28 protein-coding genes and 1 tRNA gene are annotated in these 21,834 nt (G+C 57.4%); 15 read left to right on the forward strand and 14 right to left on the reverse strand.

Going from position 1 to position 21,834, the window contains the following annotated elements; all coding sequences use genetic code 11:
• Nucleotides 1–2,111: 2,111 nt before the first annotated feature.
• From AC1XDK_RS28050 to AC1XDK_RS28070, 5 genes are all read left to right on the forward strand, one after another.
• Nucleotides 2,112–2,318: a hypothetical protein gene (locus AC1XDK_RS28050; protein ID WP_483353316.1), complete on the forward strand. Its 207-nt coding sequence runs from the start codon at nucleotides 2,112–2,114 to the stop codon at nucleotides 2,316–2,318.
• 428 nt (nucleotides 2,319–2,746) lie between these two features.
• Nucleotides 2,747–2,899 carry a hypothetical protein gene (locus AC1XDK_RS28055; protein ID WP_483353317.1) on the forward strand — a complete coding sequence of 51 codons (153 nt, stop codon included), beginning with the start codon at nucleotides 2,747–2,749 and terminating at the stop codon, nucleotides 2,897–2,899.
• Nucleotides 2,900–2,901: 2 nt separating this feature from the next.
• Complete coding sequence (locus AC1XDK_RS28060) at nucleotides 2,902–3,198, forward strand: hypothetical protein (protein ID WP_483353318.1); 297 nt, start codon at nucleotides 2,902–2,904, stop codon at nucleotides 3,196–3,198.
• Nucleotides 3,198–3,470: a hypothetical protein gene (locus AC1XDK_RS28065; protein ID WP_483353319.1), complete on the forward strand. Its 273-nt coding sequence runs from the start codon at nucleotides 3,198–3,200 to the stop codon at nucleotides 3,468–3,470. Before AC1XDK_RS28060 ends, AC1XDK_RS28065 begins: the two co-directional genes overlap by 1 nt.
• Before the next feature lie 3 nt (nucleotides 3,471–3,473).
• Entirely contained in the window at nucleotides 3,474–4,574 is a 1,101-nt protein-coding gene (locus AC1XDK_RS28070) for a hypothetical protein (protein ID WP_483353320.1), read from the forward strand.
• 39 nt (nucleotides 4,575–4,613) lie between these two features.
• Here the strand turns inward: AC1XDK_RS28070 and AC1XDK_RS28075 are convergent, their stop codons facing one another.
• The 3 genes from AC1XDK_RS28075 to AC1XDK_RS28085 form a co-directional block, all read right to left on the reverse strand.
• Nucleotides 4,614–4,922: a hypothetical protein gene (locus AC1XDK_RS28075; protein ID WP_483353321.1), complete on the reverse strand. Its 309-nt coding sequence runs from the start codon at nucleotides 4,920–4,922 to the stop codon at nucleotides 4,614–4,616.
• Between the two features lie 98 nt (nucleotides 4,923–5,020).
• The gene (locus AC1XDK_RS28080) at nucleotides 5,021–5,359 is read right to left on the reverse strand and encodes a DUF7344 domain-containing protein (protein WP_483353322.1); all 339 of its coding nucleotides are present in this window, start codon (nucleotides 5,357–5,359) and stop codon (nucleotides 5,021–5,023) included.
• 920 nt (nucleotides 5,360–6,279) lie between these two features.
• A tRNA-Val gene (locus AC1XDK_RS28085) sits at nucleotides 6,280–6,354 on the reverse strand.
• Nucleotides 6,355–6,450: 96 nt separating this feature from the next.
• Between AC1XDK_RS28085 and AC1XDK_RS28090 the strand changes: the two genes are divergently transcribed.
• Both AC1XDK_RS28090 and AC1XDK_RS28095 read left to right on the forward strand, forming a co-directional pair.
• A complete protein-coding gene (locus AC1XDK_RS28090) occupies nucleotides 6,451–7,581 on the forward strand; it encodes a hypothetical protein (protein WP_483353323.1) in 1,131 nt (376 codons plus the stop codon).
• Nucleotides 7,578–7,754: a hypothetical protein gene (locus AC1XDK_RS28095; RefSeq protein ID WP_483353324.1), complete on the forward strand. Its 177-nt coding sequence runs from the start codon at nucleotides 7,578–7,580 to the stop codon at nucleotides 7,752–7,754. The genes AC1XDK_RS28090 and AC1XDK_RS28095 overlap by 4 nt, the downstream gene beginning before the upstream one ends.
• Here AC1XDK_RS28095 and AC1XDK_RS28100 read toward each other — a convergent pair.
• Nucleotides 7,751–7,996: a DUF7553 family protein gene (locus tag AC1XDK_RS28100; RefSeq protein ID WP_483353325.1), complete on the reverse strand. Its 246-nt coding sequence runs from the start codon at nucleotides 7,994–7,996 to the stop codon at nucleotides 7,751–7,753. The genes AC1XDK_RS28095 and AC1XDK_RS28100 overlap by 4 nt on opposite strands.
• A 112-nt stretch (nucleotides 7,997–8,108) precedes the next feature.
• On the opposite strand from AC1XDK_RS28100, the gene AC1XDK_RS28105 reads away from it, so the two are divergent.
• Both AC1XDK_RS28105 and AC1XDK_RS28110 read left to right on the forward strand, forming a co-directional pair.
• On the forward strand, nucleotides 8,109–9,062 hold the full coding sequence (locus AC1XDK_RS28105) for an MBL fold metallo-hydrolase (protein ID WP_483353326.1): 954 nt from the start codon (nucleotides 8,109–8,111) through the stop codon (nucleotides 9,060–9,062).
• Entirely contained in the window at nucleotides 9,059–10,777 is a 1,719-nt protein-coding gene (locus tag AC1XDK_RS28110; RefSeq protein WP_483353327.1) for an adenine deaminase C-terminal domain-containing protein, read from the forward strand. Before AC1XDK_RS28105 ends, AC1XDK_RS28110 begins: the two co-directional genes overlap by 4 nt.
• Before the next feature lie 7 nt (nucleotides 10,778–10,784).
• On the opposite strand, the gene AC1XDK_RS28115 is transcribed toward AC1XDK_RS28110, so the two are convergent.
• The 3 genes from AC1XDK_RS28115 to AC1XDK_RS28125 form a co-directional block, all read right to left on the reverse strand.
• Entirely contained in the window at nucleotides 10,785–11,027 is a 243-nt protein-coding gene (locus tag AC1XDK_RS28115) for a hypothetical protein (protein ID WP_483353328.1), read from the reverse strand.
• A 59-nt stretch (nucleotides 11,028–11,086) separates the two neighbouring features.
• Nucleotides 11,087–11,365, reverse strand: a complete 279-nt coding sequence (locus AC1XDK_RS28120) for a HalOD1 output domain-containing protein (protein WP_483353329.1) — start codon at nucleotides 11,363–11,365, stop codon at nucleotides 11,087–11,089.
• A gap of 105 nt (nucleotides 11,366–11,470) precedes the next feature.
• The gene (locus AC1XDK_RS28125) at nucleotides 11,471–12,181 is read right to left on the reverse strand and encodes a helix-turn-helix domain-containing protein (protein ID WP_483353330.1); all 711 of its coding nucleotides are present in this window, start codon (nucleotides 12,179–12,181) and stop codon (nucleotides 11,471–11,473) included.
• Nucleotides 12,182–12,421: 240 nt separating this feature from the next.
• Between AC1XDK_RS28125 and AC1XDK_RS28130 the strand changes: the two genes are divergently transcribed.
• Both AC1XDK_RS28130 and psmB read left to right on the forward strand, forming a co-directional pair.
• Nucleotides 12,422–12,601: a hypothetical protein gene (locus AC1XDK_RS28130; protein ID WP_483353331.1), complete on the forward strand. Its 180-nt coding sequence runs from the start codon at nucleotides 12,422–12,424 to the stop codon at nucleotides 12,599–12,601.
• 75 nt (nucleotides 12,602–12,676) lie between these two features.
• A complete protein-coding gene (gene psmB, locus AC1XDK_RS28135; protein WP_483353332.1) occupies nucleotides 12,677–13,411 on the forward strand; it encodes an archaeal proteasome endopeptidase complex subunit beta in 735 nt (244 codons plus the stop codon).
• On the opposite strand, the gene AC1XDK_RS28140 is transcribed toward psmB, so the two are convergent.
• The 4 genes from AC1XDK_RS28140 to AC1XDK_RS28155 form a co-directional block, all read right to left on the reverse strand.
• Nucleotides 13,408–14,910 (reverse strand): glutamate-cysteine ligase family protein, encoded by a 1,503-nt coding sequence (locus AC1XDK_RS28140; protein ID WP_483353333.1) that lies wholly within the window; start codon nucleotides 14,908–14,910, stop codon nucleotides 13,408–13,410. The genes psmB and AC1XDK_RS28140 overlap by 4 nt on opposite strands.
• Before the next feature lie 88 nt (nucleotides 14,911–14,998).
• On the reverse strand, nucleotides 14,999–15,958 hold the full coding sequence (locus tag AC1XDK_RS28145) for an alpha/beta hydrolase family protein (protein WP_483353334.1): 960 nt from the start codon (nucleotides 15,956–15,958) through the stop codon (nucleotides 14,999–15,001).
• A 124-nt stretch (nucleotides 15,959–16,082) separates the two neighbouring features.
• The gene (locus tag AC1XDK_RS28150) at nucleotides 16,083–16,238 is read right to left on the reverse strand and encodes a hypothetical protein (protein ID WP_483353335.1); all 156 of its coding nucleotides are present in this window, start codon (nucleotides 16,236–16,238) and stop codon (nucleotides 16,083–16,085) included.
• A gap of 5 nt (nucleotides 16,239–16,243) precedes the next feature.
• Entirely contained in the window at nucleotides 16,244–16,408 is a 165-nt protein-coding gene (locus AC1XDK_RS28155) for an HEWD family protein (protein WP_483353336.1), read from the reverse strand.
• A 78-nt stretch (nucleotides 16,409–16,486) separates the two neighbouring features.
• Here AC1XDK_RS28155 and AC1XDK_RS28160 point away from each other — a divergent pair, with 78 nt between their 5' ends.
• Genes AC1XDK_RS28160 through AC1XDK_RS28170 form a run of 3 tightly spaced genes read left to right on the forward strand, consistent with a single transcriptional unit; the run spans nucleotide 16,487 to nucleotide 18,022 of the window.
• Complete coding sequence (locus tag AC1XDK_RS28160) at nucleotides 16,487–17,095, forward strand: YbhB/YbcL family Raf kinase inhibitor-like protein (RefSeq protein WP_483353337.1); 609 nt, start codon at nucleotides 16,487–16,489, stop codon at nucleotides 17,093–17,095.
• A 59-nt stretch (nucleotides 17,096–17,154) separates the two neighbouring features.
• Nucleotides 17,155–17,478, forward strand: a complete 324-nt coding sequence (locus AC1XDK_RS28165) for an EthD family reductase (protein WP_483353338.1) — start codon at nucleotides 17,155–17,157, stop codon at nucleotides 17,476–17,478.
• Between the two features lie 55 nt (nucleotides 17,479–17,533).
• Nucleotides 17,534–18,022 carry a TspO/MBR family protein gene (locus AC1XDK_RS28170; RefSeq protein ID WP_483353339.1) on the forward strand — a complete coding sequence of 163 codons (489 nt, stop codon included), beginning with the start codon at nucleotides 17,534–17,536 and terminating at the stop codon, nucleotides 18,020–18,022.
• 59 nt (nucleotides 18,023–18,081) lie between these two features.
• Here AC1XDK_RS28170 and AC1XDK_RS28175 read toward each other — a convergent pair whose 3' ends face one another.
• The gene (locus AC1XDK_RS28175) at nucleotides 18,082–18,480 is read right to left on the reverse strand and encodes a YlbF/YmcA family competence regulator (RefSeq protein WP_483353340.1); all 399 of its coding nucleotides are present in this window, start codon (nucleotides 18,478–18,480) and stop codon (nucleotides 18,082–18,084) included.
• Between the two features lie 111 nt (nucleotides 18,481–18,591).
• Between AC1XDK_RS28175 and dph2 the strand changes: the two genes are divergently transcribed.
• Nucleotides 18,592–19,629, forward strand: a complete 1,038-nt coding sequence (gene dph2, locus AC1XDK_RS28180; protein ID WP_483353341.1) for a diphthamide biosynthesis enzyme Dph2 — start codon at nucleotides 18,592–18,594, stop codon at nucleotides 19,627–19,629.
• Between the two features lie 175 nt (nucleotides 19,630–19,804).
• Here the strand turns inward: dph2 and AC1XDK_RS28185 are convergent, their stop codons facing one another.
• Complete coding sequence (locus tag AC1XDK_RS28185; protein ID WP_483353342.1) at nucleotides 19,805–20,497, reverse strand: esterase/lipase family protein; 693 nt, start codon at nucleotides 20,495–20,497, stop codon at nucleotides 19,805–19,807.
• 257 nt (nucleotides 20,498–20,754) lie between these two features.
• Nucleotides 20,755–21,714, reverse strand: coding sequence for a hypothetical protein (locus AC1XDK_RS28190; protein WP_483353343.1), 960 nt, complete (start codon nucleotides 21,712–21,714; stop codon nucleotides 20,755–20,757).
• Nucleotides 21,715–21,834 lie beyond the last annotated feature (120 nt).

Genomic DNA, 21,834 nt, shown 5'->3' on the forward strand with positions numbered 1-21,834 from the left:
AACCACGGCGATTGATACCGCTCTCGACCAGCTATCTCTTCCAACAGTGAGCAACTACTTCTAATGTCTACTATAGGGGGATTGCAGACAGTAGCTATTCTTTTACGTTCCTCTCAAGAAATCGCATTAAAGACACTTGATAAACCCATATGGCAAATATACAACCCGTTCCAAAGCAATGATGACTTCCAATTCGGGAAACATTCTTCCATCCCGGAATATGTTAGAGAAAGTCGAGTTCACTAATAAGGAGAGATATACTACTCCAAATCTATCCTGTTGCCAGCAGTCGTAAGAGCCAACGGTCGGAACAAGCCGCGTTCCTTGTCGGACTACTTTGGAGGTTCTACTTCGTCAAAACGACCTGCCTTGCTGGCTTAGGTTGCAGAAAAGTTTTTTCTCTGACGGATTTCCTAAGTATCGTCCAACTGCCTGTTGTTCCGCGACAGTTGCGGGAAGAATGCTTTCGGACGACTTTGCCTTATGGTTTCGTCCGAGGTTCCAACCTTGTCCTCACGTAGCAACACATGGCGGGTGCTTTGGGGAGACAACTTGTGTTTTGAGCCAACCACTCTTGCGGCGGCGGCCTGTGTTGTTCGTGCCAACAATCGTTGGGGAAGCTATCCCGAAACTATCTGCGGTACTCTCACAACTACCACCTGCTGTTCTCTTTCCACTTTTGTAACTTTCTTTATACTGTTCCTTTCCGTCCACTCCTTTACAGCGTTGCCAGACAGTTTACCGCAAGCTATAGCAAGTCTAAGTGTAGCTCATTGCAAGGGCCTTTACTTTCGGTTCCCTTACACCATTCACAGGCAAGACACTATAGTTTACTTTGATACTCCTTTGGTGGGTGCTATCTTCCGGTCGTGCTTTGACGTGAGGCTATCGGCTTTGCCTAATGCCGTAGGACGTATGCAGCGGTTAGCTGCCCTATCTTGACTGCTACCTTTCTCTTTCGATACTTACTCCCTTCTCCTACTTCTCAAGAAGTCGGGCTATCTCCGTACTCCCCATATCACTGGTTGCTTTGCTTATATGTGCAAAGTCAATCTACTTGAGCCTACCGCAAGACTTAAATAGTAGCAGCCCGAATAGAAGAATGTAACAGTTCTTCCTGTGGGCTGGTGCTTTGCACCAACCTTCGAACTCAATTCCGCTTAGCGGAGAATATCTCCGAAAAGGGAAATGAACCGAAGCTATTTTATACATGGTACCACAAGTACTTAAAGGTTTCGCTTTTAACAATAAATTTGTTGTGAGTTGCAAGCACGTTCTTGCATAGGAAAGTGCGAAACAGTTTGACGAGAAATACCTTCTCACGACTGACCTTTCCCCTTATAAATAGTTTCAGTAGAAGGTTGCCATAATATCCAAGAATTTATAATATAATTGGAAAGTCTCTAAATTGTAAAACTCAAAGTTGGAAGATATTCAAAGAGTATTGCGAATGTTGAGTTTTATCCAAACAGGACTATTTAAGTGATTTCTGTATATAATGTCTACAGGCACAGTCGGCAGGTATAGAGAAGGTAGAAGTCTTAATTTCACCAAACGAATTTGTGATTATATATGAAGATTGCTGCCTTTATATACAGTATCCTTATTACGATTACGAATGAAGAGGTATGAATTGTAGTAGTACTTCTTCACCCGACACTATGTCGGGCTAACGACAAAGGCATGTCGCAGGGTAGTATTCTTCCCTGACCGGACGTGCATTAAGTGCATGCCATTAGTAACTCTATTGGTTCGGTGAAAGAATGCAGTTTACCTCAATTAAGGAGACTTCTACAGGTTTCTGTTAGGTTTAGTAGGTACCTTGTCATCAAATCTACTCCCGGTTATGCAGGCACTCCGGGTTATGAGAAAACCATGTAGGTTAGTCGATTCCTTGACTGATTCCCAGAAATCGACACTTAGGAGGCTGGCTGTCAAAGGTCAGTCTCTCTTATTCATACTATATACACAATCATGAGAGAACGAAATAAAGTAACTTGGTTTACAGACGCAGAGGATGAAATTATTAAGAAACAAATCGAGAAGAAAGGCCTCTCCGACCGTGCGAAGGGTGAGGCGACTATGTTACTCGTCTTAGGAGGTGGAAAGTAATGGCGAAACCAAAACGGTATCTTCAGACCACCGTCAGAATCGACGGAGAAGAAGTCGGACAGTTTGAGGCATACATTGAGTCTCAAGAAGGCCTCGGAGGTTACGATGAGGACGGAAACTATCGTAGCAGACGGTATTATTTCGAGAAAATCATCAAGGAGAAACTGTCAGAATACGAAGACGTTGGGGAAGGCTACGATGAGTAACAACGTACAGATTCGAGAGACAGTACGTATCTTCATTGAAGATTTGGGCGGTAGAGAAACCCGCCGTCTCTGTGTTAATCAGTCCAATGAAGGTGTAAGTCTCGTAGCACACACTGAAGATGGAGAGAAGGTAACTCTCGGGAGTCATTTCCGACGTATTCCTGACGACATTGTACCTCGTTTCGAGGAGGAGTTAGAGAGGCAGCTATGAAGACTCCTGAAAGGCAGGTCGAAGACAGCCTTCGGACGATTCGAGAAGAGTTTGAGAATCCTTCTCTCGACTCTCACGACGTTTCCATCTACGAAGATAGGGCAATCATCGACACTAAACTTTCCAACGATTGCGACCATAATCAAGTGACGTGGGTCGTTTACGGAGAAGGTCTTACTCATCTTCAGATTAGCAGTCGGATTCTCGACACCCAACTATGACCTACTTAGACGACCTGAAGGACTTAGAAGAGGAGTTATCAGAATCTGGACAACTCCCCCATCTATTGGCAGCAATACGGCAGACAATCGCACGAAAAGAAGAAGACCAGCAGACAATAGCGTTATTGTCAGAATACAAGGACGAATAACAATGACAGACGACGAAATTACAATCAAATTAGACGAAGAAACGCGGCAGCAGCTACGTTTCATCAAGGACGAAAAGTACGACGGACAGGAGACTTCTCTTCAAGGAGTAATCAAACGACTTTCCAGCGAAGAATGCGAGGAGTTGAAGGAGACTAAGGCAGCAATACAGGCAGCACAGGAGTCTCTACGGGAATCCTTTGGGAAATCTGACGAAGGGGACACCTCCGGGAAAGAATCCGCTACAGCGACCGGAGAGGCGGCAGAAAGACAGGCAGAGATTAAGGAGAAATTCTTCTAATGCAAGGCACCCAAGTAAATACGACCTGTCCGACTGAAGTCTATACAGCACTACGGAATGCAGACAAGGCAGGCGACCTTGACGAGATTAAGGAGATGTACGACAAGGAGGCCGGTAAGTCCACCATCGACCTCTTCTTTATGCATGCTGCATGCCAGATGGCGGCAGATATGGACGTAGTAGAGGCATCAGGAGATGTCAAGGCTAAGGCAAATGGTACCGTTGTCGCCGAAGACGAGAAGGACAGAGACGACTCCGGTCGGTTTCTGTAGACGATGACAGAGTTTGTCCTAACTGACGAATTGCAGGCAACTGTAACGGTTGGAGGAATGCCGTACCTCGTTACAGACCTCTCCGTAGAGACGACGCAATACAACGAGACAGACATGGCAGAGGCTACAGTCGTTGCAGACAGGCATGCCTTCGAACCAAACGAAGGGAATGAGGCAACCGTCAGCATTAACGACACTCTCGTTTTCACAGGATTCTGTAGTGACGTTGACAATAACGCTGACGGTAGCTACAAGGTCAAACTCTTTAACGGAATCCACCTTCTGAAGACAGGGAGAGTAGACCTGTCTCTCGACCAACAGATGCCTGCCTCCGAGGTACTACGAGACGTATTCCAGCAATGCGAGATAGATAATTTCGAGATTAATCTTGCCAGCCCGGTAGAGTCTCAACTTGCCTCGAAATTCGGTTTTTCAGGCAGCTATGACGCACCTGTAGATAATGAAATCACCTTAGACCGGACTAACGCACCCGGAGATAGCGTCTTAGAATCTATCTGTGACCTCACAAACGCCTCATGGTGGGTAGATATAGACGGTACGATTATGGTAGGGAGGCCAGAGTATAGATATTTGGGTGAATTGACCTATATCACTTCTGCCTCCGATGGGAAGTTTACACCTGCATATCAGTCGGTGAAAGTAATAGGGGATAATGTAGTATCGGCAGGTGGATGGAGTAAGAGGAATCTTGTCTCCAAAGAGACGGCAGTTGCTACAAGGTCGTTACGCAATATCGGCGTACCACGAGAGGATAGGGCGGAAGTTGCACAGTCTATCAAGGTGGATTACGCAATCGAGGAAGGCCTACTTAATAAACCAACTTTCACCTATAAGAATAAGGATATTAAGACTCAAGGACATGCCGAATCTGTCGCCAATAGGCTGACCAGCCGTCTCGTGAAACAATCTCGACAAGGACACGTCGAAGTAGTCGGAAGGCCTGATATACGGGTCTGTGATACTTTCAAGATGCCTGACGAACTTGGGGGAGTCGTCTATCAAGTATCAGGTGTCGAACATCGCGTAAGTGGTACCAACGGTTTCACCACGAAAATCTATGTCGGAGGAGTAGTCGGAAACTGATTTCCACCAAAACACGCCTGTGTTCATTATTTTTCAAATCTATTGCTCTCGGAGAGCGTTAAAGTCGTCTTCGCAAAGGATTCCTCCTTTTACTCCACCCTGAATGTCTACATCTTTTTCAGTGAGTGTTACTGTCGGTTCTGCATAGGCGTATTCTACATCTCCCTTTCCGCATTCTATGCACTCACCTGTAGTACTGCCACCATTCAGCTTTGCCTCGTTGCAGGAATTGCAAACAAAATGGTACTTCAGAAACCCGTCTCCGGAAGTGAATAGTGACGGGATTTCATTGTCTCGGACGGGTTCAATATCTTTCCCACAGAAAGGACAGTTTTGGTAAGTACTCATATTCAGATTATTCTATAGGTCGAACAAGGATATTATTTTCGGTGGTAGAACTGTTCTTTGGCGCTGCATCCACGTTTACCCCATAGTTTCGATTGGAACTATGGTGATTCAATGTCGTTCGAAATAGCAAGTATTTTCGTTAATTGTTCCTGCTCATAATACCGAATTGTCTCGGTTCGAGAATCGTAATCAATAATGCCCGAATCAGCTAACCTCGGGAGATGGGAGTGGCGAAGGTTAGTGATTGCGTGTTTATGTGTAATATCTACACTGTTGGATACTTCAGTCGCTATCTTTTCCATAGAGGCAGTGGGATTTCCGCTATAATGGAGGGAGTACAATACCACTCGGCGAATCCTGTGCTTTAATATATCAAAGATTTCATTCAACTCAAGGTCAATTTCATTCGTGTTGGTGGGTGACTCATCGTTTTTCATGGTTCTAAAGTTGAATACACTATTGTCGTAAAAGGCCTATGGCTTCGTAAGAAGGCACGACTTAATATCTACTCTAACCCCGGATGTGCGTTCGGTAAATCGTGTTGCAGGGTGTTAAAGAGTATGACACTCATTACCAAAGAGTTATTTCTCTACGCTCAGTAGAAATTTTTCTGAAGCTCGACCGGGGCGGTCTGAGATACTTTCCACATCGAATATCTTAAAAAAACTACTCTCGTCGACCATCTATCCAATACTTATCATTTTCAAGAATCGCAAGACGATGAACGATACTACTGCTTTATATACGCTCTTTTGAATGCGTTTGACAGAAGCGCGTCGCCTTCGTCGAAAGGCCGGACGGTGCAACGTCCGACCGCGCTTCTGGTGACAGAAGCAATGAGCAGTACGCAATCTACGTTTGAAAGTGTTAGTGAATCGTGTGACGAATGTGCGGCATTACGTGATGACTTCCCGTGTTTCGAGTGTTACATCACGGGCAAGAAGGAACTCCCGAAGTAGCTGAACCTCATTTTCTTGCTGAAGTACCGAAATCAGTCGATAGACGGCTTTTGAGCCACTTCCGATTATGCGTGCAAACGGAAGTTGATTGCCTATATCGCTTTTTCCGTAGAATACCACCTGCCTCACGTGTAGCGGTTTTCGATTGAATCAACTTCCTTTATCAGATACCAGACATAGGTTTGAACGACCCACGTATCAGATTCCCAGACAAGAATCGGCGTGAACTGTCGGCAGATACTTGTAGTTCGGGTAGGAGTTTCCTTCTGTAGAATCGCACGACCATACACCGACCGATGGAATGCGGTAGTTCGCTAAATTCCTTGTACTCCCTGAAGGCATAGAGGACTTAAGGAAGCCCTCTACGTCTCTTCATTGAGTAGAAGGTTTATTTCAAGTGGGTCGGGGCAGATTCGAACTGCCGATCTGCTCCGTGTGAAGGAGCTGTCATAACCGGACTAGACTACCGACCCGTACGCAGTTCATCGTTTTCCTGCACCGGACTTAAGACTTGCTTTCGAGAGCGGGCGGCCACCACGACCAAGTTCGACCGATGCCGACCCCCGACCATGACCGACTGGACCGTGGTGAACGTCGCCGAGACGAATCCAAACGTTCTGGACGGCGAAACACCGCTGGACGAGGCTCTGTCGGCCCACGCGGGCGCGCGGACGAAGTTCGTGCTTCCGGAGGGACGCTACCGCCTCGACGGGCGGTTCGAACACAACGATTGCGAGGCGATTGCGGTAGTGGGCGACCCGCACGCCACGCTGGTCGTGAGCGACCCCGACCAGCAGTACGGCCTCGACGTCGGCGGCGGATGGGGCGCGTCGCCGGAGGCCTCGGCTACGACGGTTGAGATTCGGGACCTCACGTTCGACATGTCGGCGGACGGCGTGGGCGCGCAGGCCGTCTCGGCGCGGGCGAGCCACGATTTGCGAATCGAGGACGTGGCAGTCGAAGGCGAGTGTGCCTCGGCGGGGAAGAAGGCCCTCGGTGCGGTTTACGCGGCGGTCACGCACCCGGAGGGGTCGGGCGCGGTGAGCGTCTCGCTCCCGGACGGGTGTGCCTTCGAACCCGAAAGCTATCCCGACCGGTCGCCCACGGAATCACAGACCAGCCATCCCATCGGCATCAACGTCTCCGACGACCACCGCGGCGAGTTGACGTTTCGTGAGTGCCACGTCGAGGGGTGGGTGAACAACGGCGGCTACCTCGCCGGAGGGGACGGACCGTGTTTCGTCACGGGCGGCCTTTGGAAAGACAACGGAAACGCGAACCTCCGGTTGGGAGACGGCGACGAGGCCCGAGACGTTCAAATCGAGATGGACGAGACGACCTACACCGGGTGCGGACTGTGGCTACAGGAGGGCGACTGCCGCGTCTCCGGCGGCGAACTTCGCCTTCCGAACTGCGACAATGACGGCCTCCGCGTCTCCAGTCGCTCCGCCCGCGTGCGCGACCTGAAAATCGACTGCACCTCCTCGGCGCGCGCCATCAAGGTCAACGACGGCGACGAGCAGGTCGTACTGGAGAACGTCGAACTCGCGGATTCGGGCGACGGGTCGAAACACAACTACGCGGTCGAACTGTGGCGCGATGGGACCGAACTCCGAAACTGTCGTTCGAGTTCCGAAACGGCGACGGGAATCAAAACGGCATCAACGTCCTCGGAGCGCGAGTCGTCTTCGACGGCGTGACGGCGACACACGGTTCCGACGACGGGACGACGGTTCTCGTCAAGGCTGACGACGCGACGTTTCGGAACTCGACGTTCCGCGGCCGTGTAGACGTGGACAGAAAGAATGCGTCGGTACCCCGCGTCGAGGATTGCGATTTCGCGGACTGTGAGCGTATCGGGTTCGACAGTTAGCTCATCCGCATCCGGTTTTTCGCGTCCCGCATCGCGGTCCGTGACCGTTTCTTCGCTCTGTGTTCGACGTCTCGAAGGTTCTCGCGCATCTTCTCCCGTCGTGACGGCTCGGGCGGTCGTTCCTTCCCAGTCATCTCGCGGGCTTTTCGTTCGGCGGGTCGGAGTTCCTCGCGGATACCACGTCCGAGATGACTCCCGGCATGTCGGAGATGGTACCACGCGTCTTTGAAGTGGGTGTTCATCGTTCTCCCGATTATGTCCTTACGCTCGGGTCAGATATAATCGTTCCGTCGATATTCGGTGGGGCTGTCCGTTCAAAAACGGTTTTACGGCGGGCAAAGAAAGGGGGATTGTATGTTTACGCGGCTTTCGATTCCGACGCCGTTTCAAATCGGACCGGTGAACGCCTACCTATCGGGGCGGACGCTGGTCGACCCGGGTCCGGGAAGCGAAGAGGCATGGACTGCCCTGTTCGAAGAACTGGACCAGCGCGACCTCGCCCCGGCGGATATCGAACAAGTTCTCATCACGCATCCGCACCCTGACCACTTCGGATTGGCAAAACGGCTCCGAGAATCGGGTGCCCGCGTCGTCGCCAGCACGGAAGCGGCCGACATCGTCCGTGACTTCGGCGACCGACTGGCGTACGAACAGGAGTACTTCGCCGACTTCTTCGACCGCTGTGGAATGGCGGAGACCACCGCCCAAACGGTCACCAACCTGCCGGAGGCCTACCTCTCGGTCGCCCCCGACGTCGAAACCGACCTCGAACTGGACGACGGCGAATCGGTTACCGTCGAAGGGGTCGAACTGACCGCGGAGACGGTGTTGGGCCACTCCTCCGGTGAGACCCTCTTCACGTTCGAAGACGACGGGGAATCGAAAGCCATCGTCGGCGACCACGTTCTCGGCGACATCACGCCGAACCCGTTCCTCCAACCGCCGACCGAGGAGAGCGGTCCTCGTCCGCGCGTCCTCCCCTCGTTCAACCGCTCGCTCGCCGAACTGCGGGACCGCGACTTCGACCTCCTCCTTCCGGGCCACCGTGAGGAGATAACGGACCCCTCGGCCCGAATCGACGAAATCCTCGCCGCCCACGAGGAGCGCACCGAGAACGTGCGCGCGCTGGTGGACGGCCCGACGACGGCGTTCGACGTGATGTGCGAACTGTTCGAGGACCTGCCCGCGACGGAGTACTTCCCCGGCATGAGCGAGGCCGTCGGCCACCTCGACGTCCTCGAAGCGCGTGACGAAGTGAATCGACACGAACAAGGTGGCGTCGTCGTGTACGAAGGAGTAACTCAATGAACGAACTGCAACCCGTCACGCTCGGCGACGAACCCGCCGACCTCGTGATTCGGAACGGTCGCGTCCTCATGCCGGAACCCTGCGAGTTTCAGGCGCGCGACGTCGTGGTCAAAAACAATCGCGTCGCGGCGCTGCCGGAGGACGGTACCGACTCGATCGGCGACGAGACGAAGGTCATCAACGCCAGCGACCGGGTCGTCACGCCCGGGTTCATCGACGCCCACACGCACATCGACCTCCACCAGACGTTCGAGAACGCGTACCACTACGCCCTCGAAGGCGGCACGACGACCGTCGTGACCGAGGTTTCCGGGTTCGGCCCGGCCTTCGGTGCGGAGGGCGTCGAGCAGTTGCTCGCCGCGACCTCCTACCTCCCGATTCGGGTGTTCGCCACGGTTCCACCCCAACCGCTCGTCGACACGTTCGAACCGGCGCGTGGGGACGCCGAATCGCTCACGAACCTCCTCGGCGACGCCCGGGTCATCGGCGTCGGGGAAACCGACTGGATTCACGCCGTCGGCCGCGACTCGCCCACCGAGGAACTGTACGAGCGCGCCCACCTCGAAGGGAAGACGGTCACGGGTCACGGCGCTGGCTGTTCCGGCGAGAAACTCCAAGCGTTCGCCACCATCGTCGACGACGACCACGAGTCGATAACCGGCGAGGACATCATCGAACGCGTCGAAAGCGGTATCCACGCCGTCGGCCGCTGTGGGTCGATTCGGGACGACATGGCCGCGGTCGGCGAGGCGTACGAGGAAATCGGGGCGGCCGAAATCTCCCTCTCGACCGACGGCATGTGGCCCCGCGAACTCATCGGCGAAGGGTACATGGACGTGGTAGTCCGCCGGGCCATCCAAGAGGGCGTCGCGCCCGCCGACGCGATTCGCATGGCGACGCTCAACCCGGCCCGTCACTTCGGCCTGCCGAACCTCGGGTCGCTCGCGCCGGGCAACGTCGCGGACATCCTCCTCATCGACGACTTGGAAACCGTCAACGTCACCACGGTCATCAACGGCGGCGAAGTCGTCTACAACAACCACGAGACGACCGTCGCGCCGCGCTCCTACGAGTATCCGAGCCACTTCTACGACAGCGTGAACGTCAGCACCGACCCGGCCGAGTTCGGCGTCCCGGCCGACGTCGCAACCGACGGAACGGTGCGCGCCATCGAGTACCGCGAGGGTCTCCTCTCGGGCGAAACGCGAGTTCGCCCGCCGGTCGAAGACGGTGAACTCGTCGCCGCGCCGGAAGAGGGCCTGCTGAAAGCCACCCTCCTCGACCGGCATCCGGACGGCGACGGAACCGGCTTCACCGGCTTCGTCACAGGATTCGGTCCGCTTTCGGGCGCGGTTGCGACCAGCCTCGTCTGGGAGACGCCCGGCGTGTTGGCACTCGGAAGCGGCGAGGACCTCAGGGAGGCCGTCGCCCACGTCAACGAGATGGGCGGCGGGTGGGCCGTCGTCAGGGACGGCGACGTGGTCGCGGAACTCCCGACCCGCGTCGGTGGCGTCTGTTCGGACCTCGAAGTCGAGGAAACGGCGAAACTGTACACCGCAATCGAGAGCGCGTTCCGAAGCCTCGGCACGGACGTCGAACGGCCGATGATCGGAATCCAGACGCTGACCTTCCCCGGCGTCCCTTCGCTAAAACTGTCGTTCTCGGGCTATGCCGACGTCTTCTCGCGTGAAATCGTCGGCCTGACGCCGGAGTAACGGGCGTCTAATCCCCCGCCGCCTCGCCGCTCTCTTCCCCCGCTACTTTGCTGCTCTCTACGTCCTGTCCGTGTTCTCGAATCGTCCGAATCTGCTCGTACGGGAAGAAGTTTCTCCCGCCTTTCCGTCGCAGCCAAACCCCCGTTTCGTAGAACTCCAGGTCGTCGCCTTCGACCGGGGACACGATGTTCTGTTCTCCACCCCGCTTGCCAGTCGGCACGAGGTACACGTCGTACTCGTTTTCAGGCATAGGGCTATTACGTCGAACACGGCGAAAAGCGTACTGGCCCGTCGTTCCCGAGACGGCGACTATCCCGCCTCGTAAATGACGACCCGTCCGGTCCGGAAGACGACGACTGCGAACCCTTTGTGGACGAATTCGACTCGCCTCGGGACTCGCTGTTCGGACTGACGACCGAACAGGTCTTCGAGGGCGTCCGGGTCGATACTTTCGTAGAGCGGCTCTATCTCCGTCGAACTGCTGTCCGTCACCTCGGCGATGGCGTCGATAACCGTCTCGGCTAACGCCCCTTCCTCGTGACTCGTTTCGTGAAGAATCGTTTGATTATCGCTCGACTCTCGAACCACGTCATACACCTCCCGAGGGTCGCACGAAAAACGCTCTGGCCGGCATTGCTTCGTCAGAAGCGTACCAGGGATGGAATGTTTGGGGTTTAGTGGTTCATGCTTTTATCACCCCTCGGATGATTCGGCCGATTCGTTCCGAGGGAACAGAGTGGTCTCGAGCATCCCTTCCAATCCTCGCCGAAGACGGCCGGATGCAGCTTGTGGCGAGATGTCGAGGGTTTCGGCGAGTTCGGAGAGCGACGTTTTTCGGGGGACGTGAAAATACCCGGACGCGAAGGCGGTCGAAAGGGCTTCCCGTTGCTCGGCGGTCAGTCCGTACTGTTTCGAGGGGAACTCGTCCACGGAGTAGATGCGCCGGACTTCGTACGAAATCAACCGCTCGTTACACGCCTCCCGGAACCGTGTGGTCGAATCGTGGTCCGGAAATCGGATTCGGAACTGCCATCCGTCACTGTTTCCGATGACATCGAGAAGCGTCACGTCCTGTTCCGTTAGTATCTCCTGGATTCCATCGGCGGCGTTCGACCAGCATATCTCACACAGGGCACCGGTTTTGGTTTCGCTCAGGACCGCGATGGAATCGACCGAAGCGGTTTCGAGCGAAACGTCGGCGAGAAACGACGGGTCGTCCGTGGCGACCCAGATAAACGGCATCGAACACTCCCGCGTCGGGACGATACGCTCCAACTCGATTCTGATATCGGAGCGATACGGGAACAACTCCCCGAGGGCAAACTCGTCGGGTGGGAGTCGGAGTTCGACGACGACGTTCACGACGGTCCATAGGGCGTGCCGTGCGTCAATCCTTTTGGCCATTTTACGGGATTCGTCGCGCATGAGACGATGATGATGTGCATAACTTACGCATATTGACGGCGTTGGAATGTCGTGACCATGAATTCTCACGACCTCGAACCCACTTCGAATTGTACAGTGTACAACCGCGGTTGAATCGCGAGACTGCGCCGACCTGATTCCGGTGTCATAGATTGTTATGAAAGGAAACGGGCAACAAACGATATATAGGGTGGTGGCACAGGCACGGGTGAAGTTGCAATGTTCGCACCGATACGACGCGCGACACTGTTTGCCCTGTACCAGATCAGCGTTCTAGCCGGAATCTGTCTGCTTCCGGTCGCCCTCGTCGCCCGGCGGGCCGGAGTACCGTTCCCCGTTCACCGCGTAGTGGAATCCTTGGGGGCGTCCTACGAGAATACGAAAGAGGAACGGCCCTGAATCGCCGCTCGTTTTACACCTCGTCACACCCCGGAAGGGTTGGTTTTATCAGTGCTGATGGACTACGTTCGGGTAATGCGTAGCCCAATGCACGGTTCCGACTTCTCGCGTAACAAGGAGCGCCTGAGCGGTAATGACGTCAACCCGTACAAGCCGGAAATCGGCTCGCTCCCCGACAACGAGTTCTCACAGAAGGACATGAAAAACATCAACAAAACCGGGACGACGACCATCGGCCTCACGACCGCCGACGGCGTCGTCATGGCGACGGACATGCGAGCCAGCCTCGCCGGTCGCTTCGTCTCCAACAAGAACGTCCAGAAGGTCGAGCAGATTCACCCGACGGCGGCCCTGACGATGGCCGGGTCCGTCGGTGGTGCACAGTCGTTCATCCGAACGATGCGCATCGAGTCCAACCTCTATGAATCCCGACGCGGCGAGCAGATGAGCATGCAGGCGCTCTCGACGCTCGCAGGAAACATGCTTCGCGGCGGGCCGTTCTTCATGGTCTCTCCCATCCTCGGCGGTATCGACGAGGAAGGCTCGCACATCTACAGCCTCGACCCCGCCGGTGGCGTCATGGCCGACGACTACACCGTCACGGGCAGCGGGATGCAACTCGCCTACGGTGTCCTCGAACAGGACTACGAGGAGGGCCTCTCGAACGAGGAAGCGAAGGCCGTCGCGGCCCGCGGTATCAAGAGCGCCGTCGAACGCGACACTGGCAGCGGTAACGGCGTGTTCCTCGCCGAAATCACCGAGGAAGGCGTCGATATCACCGGTCACAAGGACTTCGACGCCGTACTCTAATCCCAGTCGGTGAAACTGCCGTCGAGCAACGTCTCCTTCTGCTGGTCGATGTAGGCGTGTTGCATACCCGTAATCGCCTCAGCTAGCGTCTCACCTGTTTCCAGTCGCTCGCGCACCTCACGCTTCTTCCAGTCGGCGGGCGTCACGCCGTGGCGGGCGCGTTGCCGGAGCGGGTAGAGATACTTCGCGGCCTCCTCGTCGGACAGTCCGCGCGCTTGGAGGCCGTCCTTCGCGTGTGCGAACAGATCGGCGAACAGTTCGTCCGTTTCGGTCGTCTCCTTGCCGTCGTTCGTGATCCAGTACAGTTCCGCGTCGAGTCCGTCGTGCATGGCGGCGTAGAAGTTGTCCCGTGCGACCACCCAATCTAGATGGTGAACAGGATGTTCCCGGCGGAAGGTACTCTCTAACAGTCCCGCGAACGCCGCCTGAAACGCGATGGAATCCCGAACCGTCGGTTGGGCGGCGATGGGCCGGAACTCGATGCGGGCGTTCGCGTCGGCGCGCGTCGCACCGCCGAACACCGGGCGAACCCACCGCCAGTAGGTGCCGTGTTTCAACCGGAAGTGGGCGAACTCGTCGTCGAAGCGGTCCGACCGCGAGACGGGCATCGGGACGATGGTTCGGTCCTCCACGATGTCGTCGATGGCCGCTTCCGCGGATTCGATATCCGCCGGGAACCGCACCTTTCCCGGGTCGACGGCGTTCAGCACCGACTCGAAGACGTGGATACGGTTTTCCATCCACGCCTCGTCCACGATTTCCTCCGCCGGGACGTCGTCGTACAGGTCCGGCGGGAAGAACGGCGAGTTGACGCCGAGCGCCAACAGCGGGGCCGCGATTCGAACCGCGTACTGGAAATAGTTCGGCAGGTCGCGGGCGTGTGGCACCTGATAGTGAGGTTGGATGGACGTTATCAGGCTTTCGGGCATCACCGTCTTCGCCGACAGCGAGACGTTCGGCGCGTCGAGTTCCATCCCGACGGCCTCCCCCGTGTTCGCCATCGCGTGATAGCGCACCGAGTTGCTCATGTTCGACGCGATTTGAATCCCGCCGTCATCGACGCCGTCGGTGAGATAGCGGGTGGCCGTCTCTCCCGTCGGCGGAATCGTCCAGAGACCGTCGCTGACGAGGCGCATTCCCTCCGCTCCCGTCCGCTCCTCCGCCGCCGAGAGTCGGGCTTTCACTTCCGCCTCCTGTGCGGCCAACCCGTGTTCGTTCAACGGTTGCGGACTCGTGGACATCTCGGCGTTGTGGAGGCCGAGTTCCTTCTCGAATCCGATGAGCGAAAGGAGTCGTCGCGGAACCCGCGAGAGTGCTTTGGTCTCTCGGTCCACCGCGTAGAACTCGTATTCGAATCCGACGATGGATTGCGGGTTGTCGAACGTTCCGTTCGCGAGTTCCCGCTTGATGACCTCTGCGTCCTCCTCGACATGGCTCTGAAACTCCTCCCGGTCTACCGTCAACACGTCCCGTACCTGCGACGCAAGGTCGGAAGTCATAGCAGGGGGTGGGGGTGCCAGACGCTTCAATCCACGGGCTTCACGGTCAGCAGTGGTGCGTTTTCCCAGGGTACAAACGGGTTCCAACTTACCTTTCTGACCGCGGCGGCGACAACTGTTCCGCCAAGAAGTCGTACACCGTTTCCCGTGACTCGCGGGCGAATCGGGACTCGTTGAGTTCGAAGCGGTGACCGCCAGGGGCGTCGTCGTAAGATTCGAACTCGAAATCGGCACCCGCACCGCGTAACGATTCCACGAGCGACTCGATTTCGCGGTGGTGAACGTCTCCGTCGTTGGTTGTCGCGTGGATTCGAAGCGGGACGCCGGTGGCCACGGCTTGGTGAGCGGGTGAGCGCTCGCGGTACAGTTCGGGGTCAGCGACGGGCGATGTACCGAGGTGATAACTCGCGGTGTAGAGCCGTCGATACCCCTCTCCTTTGTACTTCCAGCGCACCAACAGGTCCGAGACGGGTGCGCCCGCGTAGGCGGTAGCATAGGAGTCGGGATATCGAAAGACGGAGAGCAGAGCGTGTAATCCGCCGTGGCTCCACCCGGCGACGCCGATTCGCTCCTCGTCGACGTCGCTCCGGTCCGCGACCCAGTTCCGGGCGGCGAGCGTGTCGGCTATCTCGTCCCCGCCGTAGTCGATGGCCTCGTAGTGTTCACGGCCATACCCGGTGCTTCCTCGATATTCGGGAGCCACGACGACGTACCCCTGTTCGATGAGTTCTCGGACGACGGTCACGTACTCCGTGGAGAAGTTGTCGTGGATACCGCCGTGGACGAGGACGATTGCGGGGCGGGGACGGCTACTTTCAGTTACGGGAAAAAACGCGTACGTCGGAATTTCGAGTTCGACGTCCGAATCGGAAGTCGGCGGTCCGAGTAGACTGAATTGCCGGACGTTCGCGTCCGGCAACTCGTGACCCCAGCGGTTGTCGTCCGACCGTCGTTCGAGGACGTCGAGTCGGTGGTCCAGTCGGTTGTCGAATTCGTTCTCCTCGGTACCGGCGAACCATCGACGCAGGCCGTCGACATTTGTGACCATTGATGATATATCATTCTGCATATGGATAAACTCTGTGCGAACGCTCACCATCGGACAGCCAGTATGAAAACCGTCCTCTCGCCACTCGCTTTTCCCTTCTCTCCGTATCTCGGTCAGACCCTTCTCACGCGTCCGTTTCCGACACCGTTCCCCGTTCGTGCCGCCGTTTCCGCACTTCGTTCGCCAACGCGCCGACGCCGATGGCCAACACGCCGACGGCGAGTACCCACGGCCCCGTTCGTCGGTCATCCGTTCGTCGGTCATCCGTTCGTCGGTCCATTTCGTTCACTCCCGAATCGGGTTGTGGGTACCGTTGATGTCCCACTCGTGGATACAGAAGGGTCTGCCTTTCTCGCCAGCGATTCGCCAGTTGTGGGTCTCCTCGTCCCACGAGTCCTCTCGTCCGCAGGCGACACACTGCCGCCGGTCGGGTCGGTTGAGTTGCGTCATCGAACCGAGGGAAGGACGTGCAGGCACTTAAACCGACGGCAACAGGGCATTTTACCGCTCGTCACCAACCCTCATGCGATGCTCCGAAGACGAACCTTCCTCGCGGGTTTGGATGGGGGAGGAATCGCACTGTCAGGGTGTACGGGCGTTCGCCGTGACGGGAGCGACCGGCCGACGGAGACGAAATCGACGAAAACCACGGAACGGATGAACACCACGACGGAGTTCACGACGAACGCGTTCAGGGAGGGCGAAAGCGTTCCGACCGGATTCACCTGTAGTGGCAGGGACGTTTCGCCACCGCTCGAAATCGCGTCGGTACCGGACGAGGCGAAATCGCTCGCAATCGTCGTGGACGACCCGGACGCACCGAGTGGGACGTTCACCCACTGGTTGCTCTGGAACCTCCCGCCGGGGATGACGACGGTGCCGAAAGCCGTCCCACGGGAAAGGACGGTCGGGTCCCTCGACGGTGCACGGCAGGGAACCAACGACTTCGGCGACATCGGCTACCGCGGTCCCTGTCCGCCGAAGGGCGACGGTCCGCACACCTACCGATTCACGCTGTACGTCCTCGAACGCGAACTCGAACTCGACGCCGGGGCGAAGCGTGATGCGCTGTTCGGCGCGATGGACGGGAATCGACTCGGGCGAGCACGGTTCACGGCGGAGTTCGGGCGAAACTGACCCCGGCGGCGACCGACAGTCGATACACCGAAGTCGTCGGGCCACCGATTTCGGATACCATGATGAAGATGGTCGATCTGTTGGTGCGCAAGGACGGCACGACCCACGAGGAGTTCGAGGAGTACTGGCTCGAAGAACACTCCTCGCTCGCAAAGGAACTGCCCGGCCTGAAGAAGTACGTCACCTCCGTCTCGAAGGACCCCGAGAAGGCGGGCTACGACGGCGTCCTCGAACTGTACTTCGACTCGACCGCGGATATGAAGGCCGCCTTCGACTCCGAGAAGGGAAAGGAAGTCATGGCGGACGCCGCCGAGTTCATCGACATGGAGCAAGGGCCGACGCTCATCCTCGACGAGACGGTGCAGTTGGACGACCTCGACTAGTCGAACCGACGTAGTTCGGCGAAAGGCACACCCTTTTTCGTGTGGTAGCGACCCCATGGAGACAGCACAGCGTTCGTCGTTCTCGCTCCGCGACGTGCCCGCACTGCTCGTCAGCATCGTCGTCTGCGAACTGGCGGGCATCGTCCCGTCGTTCCTGACCGCAAACGACGTCGCGACGTGGTACACGACGCTCCAGAAACCCGGATTCACGCCGCCGAGTTGGCTGTTCGGCCCCGTCTGGACGACGCTCTACCTGCTGATGGGCGTCGCGCTCTATCTCGTCTGGCGACGCGGAGACAACCGATTCGCACTGGCGATTTTCGCGGTCCAACTCGTCCTGAACGCGGGGTGGACGCTCGTCTTCTTCGGCATGCGCTGGCCCGCGGGTGGCCTCGCGGTCATCCTCGCCCTCCTCGTCGCTATCGTAGCGACGATGGTGTCCTTCGAGAAAATCGACCGACGGGCCGCCCTCCTCCTCGTCCCGTACCTCTGTTGGGTCGGGTTCGCCACCCTGTTGAACTACGAACTCTGGCGGCTGAACTGAGTCGTCACTCGCCGTCGATGTGAAAGACCGAAGAAACCGAGGCTGGATACGGATTCGGATTACTCGTCCTGACAGCAACCGCCGGCCTGCTGGCCGAAGTCGACGGCGAGCGGGTCGGAGACGGCGCGGTTCAGTTCCTCCAATCGCGCCGTGAGTTCGTCCTGCACGTCGAGGTACTCCTTCATGACCGGGAGCGTGTGGAGGTCCTGCTGGGCCTTTTGGACCTTCGCCACGTCGTCTTGGGTCGCCTCACCGGTCTGCCGTGCGAGCATGAACTCCTGTCGGAGCTGTTCGAACTCCTTGATCTGCTCTTGGGCTTCCTCGTCCGCCTCGACGGTCGCCTTCGCCTCTTCGAATCGCTGATACAGCGGCGTCTCGGCGATGGCCTCGCCGAGTTCGGCCGCCAACCGGTCGATGTCTTCCTGCTCCGTGGTCTCCGTGGTCGTATCGACGCTCATGTATCCCGATTCGGGTTGAAGGACTTTAGGCCTGCCGAATCCCGAAACCGACGTGCGTCAGGAAAACCGAGAACGCCGGGGTTAAAAGTTCTCGCCCGCAATGAGGGGATAATGAGCAACGAAAGCGAGTACAGCGAGGGAGACCTCCGAAACACCGGAATGGCTCTCAAACACGACCGGGAGTGGGACTACGAACTCGACCGCATCATCGAAGCGGTCGAGGAGCGCGACGCCGAAAAAGTCGGATTGCAGTTCCCGGAGGGACTCAAACGCCGCGGCCCGCAGGTGGCCGACGACCTGCGCGAACTACTCCCCGACGACGTGACGATTCTCCTCTCCGGCCAACCGTGCTACGGAGCCTGCGATTTGGACACCTACCTGATGAAGCGAACCGACGTGTTCGTCCACTTCGGCCACTCGCCGATGAAGAACACGGACAAGGTCATCTACGTCCCGCTGTTCTCCAACGTGGACGTGTTCCCCATCATGGAACAATCCTTGGAGGAACTCGATGTCGGCGACGTCGGCCTCGTCACCACGGCCCAGCACATGAACCACTTCGAGAAGATGCGCGAATGGTTGGAAGAGCGCGGTTTCGACGTTCACACTCGACGTGGCGACGACCGATTGACCCACGAAGGCCAAGTGCTCGGCTGTAACTACGCCTCTGCGGACATCGACGCCGACCAAGTGCTCTACGTCGGCGGCGGGAAGTTCCACCCGCTCGGCTTGGCGATGGAACACCCCGACAAGACCGTCGTCATCGCCGACCCCGTCAACAACGTCGTCACCGTGGCGGACACGGAAAAGTTCCTCAAACAGCGCTACGGCGCGGTCCACCGCGCGATGGACGCCGAGAAGTGGGGCGTCATCTTCTGCACCAAAATCGGACAGGGTCGCTGGGACGTCGCACAGGACATCCTCGACGGCAACGACGACGCCTACCTCATCACGATGGACGAGGTGACGCCGGATAGATTGAGAAATTTCGACATGGACGCATTCGTCAACACGGGTTGCCCGCGCATCACCACCGACGACGGCCCGCGCTTCCACAAACCCATGCTCACCCCCGGCGAGTACGAAATCGCCGTCGGCAACGAGCCCCTCGACTCGCTCGAATTCGACACCTTCCACGGCACGTGGTGAGGTTCTCTCGATAGTTTTCTGCGGTTTCTCGGCCTTCGTCCTTACTTTTCTCACCGGAACTACGGGAAAGAAACGTTTCCTCTGGCTCTCGTTCACTCCGTTCACGAGACTACGCTCACTGGAACTGCGAGAGAGCAGAGCTCTCTCTGGCTCTGAATCGCTTCTTCGTCGCTCGTCAGAACTCCCGGACAACGTCAGCCATACACCCGTCGCCGGGTTCGTGGTACGAGAAGTGGTCGGGGACGTAATCGACGTTGTGGTCCTCGTAGTTCGCGGGCGGCGTCCCCTCACAACCCTCCTCGCCGACTGCCGAATCGAACTCGCCGGTCGAGTACGCCCAGTTCAGCACGTCGTCGTCGGATTTCCAGAAGTTGTCGAACTCGCTGACGACGTTGGCGATTGCGGGGCCGTACTCGCCGTCCACCGCAACCGAATCGTTGTCCGCGGCCCCGCCGAGCAGGGTGGCGGACGCGACGTAGTCGCGGTAGCCGAGGGAATCGAGCGCTTTGATAGTCGCCGGGACGACCCGTCCGCCGAGCGAGTGGCCGATGAGGCGCACGTCGGCACCGGTTCGGGCGCGGTAGTCGGTGATGAAGTTGGCGAGTTTCGCGCCGTTTCGCTCCGCGATGTCCGTCGCGGGCCACCACTGGTCCACGCGCGTGTCAGAATCGTAGCTGAACCCGATGACTGGATGGGTGTAGCCGTTGTTCCGAAGCGAGGTCTCGACCGTCTCGAAGTGGTCGGGGGCGTCGTCCGGGGCGACCAACCACCCGTGGACCGAGACGACGACTTCCTCGGGGTTCGCGCTTCCGTAACCCGGAATATCGCCGACGGTCCCGTAATCCCACTTCGTGTGGCCGTCGGTCAACTCCTCCTGATACAACCAGTCGATGTCGAAGTGACCGCCCGTCGTCGCCCTCGAACCCAGCGACGCTCCCGGTGAGTCCGGCCAATCCGACCGCCGCCGTGGCGGTTCCTTTCAGCACGCTTCGGCGGCTCATTCGGGTCGTTTCATCGTTTTTATCGGTGTCGCGCGACATGAATCCACAACTCAGTAGATGGATTTAATTCTATTGGAAAGATGATTATAATTCCTCGAATCGGTCGACTCACCGATGTCACCCTTCAGCCTGAGTTCTCGATTCGGTACGTCTGCCCCTCGTATTCGATGACCTGCGGGTCCGATAGATAGATCGCCGTCCGATCTATGTCGAGGGTGACGCGGCGGACGCCGGGTTCGAACGACGCCAGCAGGTTCCGAAGCGGGGATCGGACGACCTGTTCGGGAAGCATTCGCTTCGCGTCCGTCGCCGGGGGTTCGACCCGAGTTGCGACCACGGTCCTCCGCCTCTTGTCACCGACTCGAACGTGCTTCTCGTCGCCGTTCCGTTCGACCACTTCGAGGTCCGGGGTCGGCATCAGTCCGAGCGGGTCGCCCGACAGTTCGAAGCGGGCGGCAACCGCGGTGCCGTTCTCGTAGCTCTGCCCTTGGAACCAGCCGCCGATGCCGAATGCGTAGGTGCCTCCACCGAGGCCCGCGAGCGCGACGTCTTCCGTTCCTTCTACCCCGACAACGGCGGCATCGAGGTCCGTGTTGTCGACGGTCAGGTTCCACGTGTGCGAGTTCCCGGATTCGAGCATCATCGCGGGTTCGGGGACGACTCGCGGTGCGATGTGGAACCACTCGCCGTCCACCCGTTTCCACACCGACCAGTCGTAGTAGTTCGTCGTGTAGGTCACGCCTGTCTCGTTTCGGAGGGTGAACGAGAGGTTCGCTTTCGGCAGGGACGCGCTCGTTTTCGAAGGAACCATCTGCAACGTCGTCCCCTCGTCGGCGTCCACGGAACAGACGACGTGCGAGTCGCCGAACGCTGGACAGTGGTTTTCGCTCGGGATTTCGAGCGTCGGCGAAGCGGGCGTTTCGGTTCCGGTGGCTGTGTTGGCGTTACCGGTCTTCGTGTCGGTCGTCGTCTTCGTTCCGTTCGTCCTGTCCGATGACGGTTCCGACCCGCCCGGCGTCGACTCGGAGAGACACCCGGCGAAGATGGCGGAACCGACACACGCGAGGGCGCGTCGGCGGTTCATGGAGTCGCGTTTTCCCCCTCTCGATAAGTACTTTCAGATGAGTGAAACGGCCATTTGACCATCTGAGATAACTACTGGACATACACAAACCTTTTTGTATTCCTAGTAGGTATTGTGTGA

It is taken from the genome of Haladaptatus sp. HS23 (assembly GCF_056892285.1).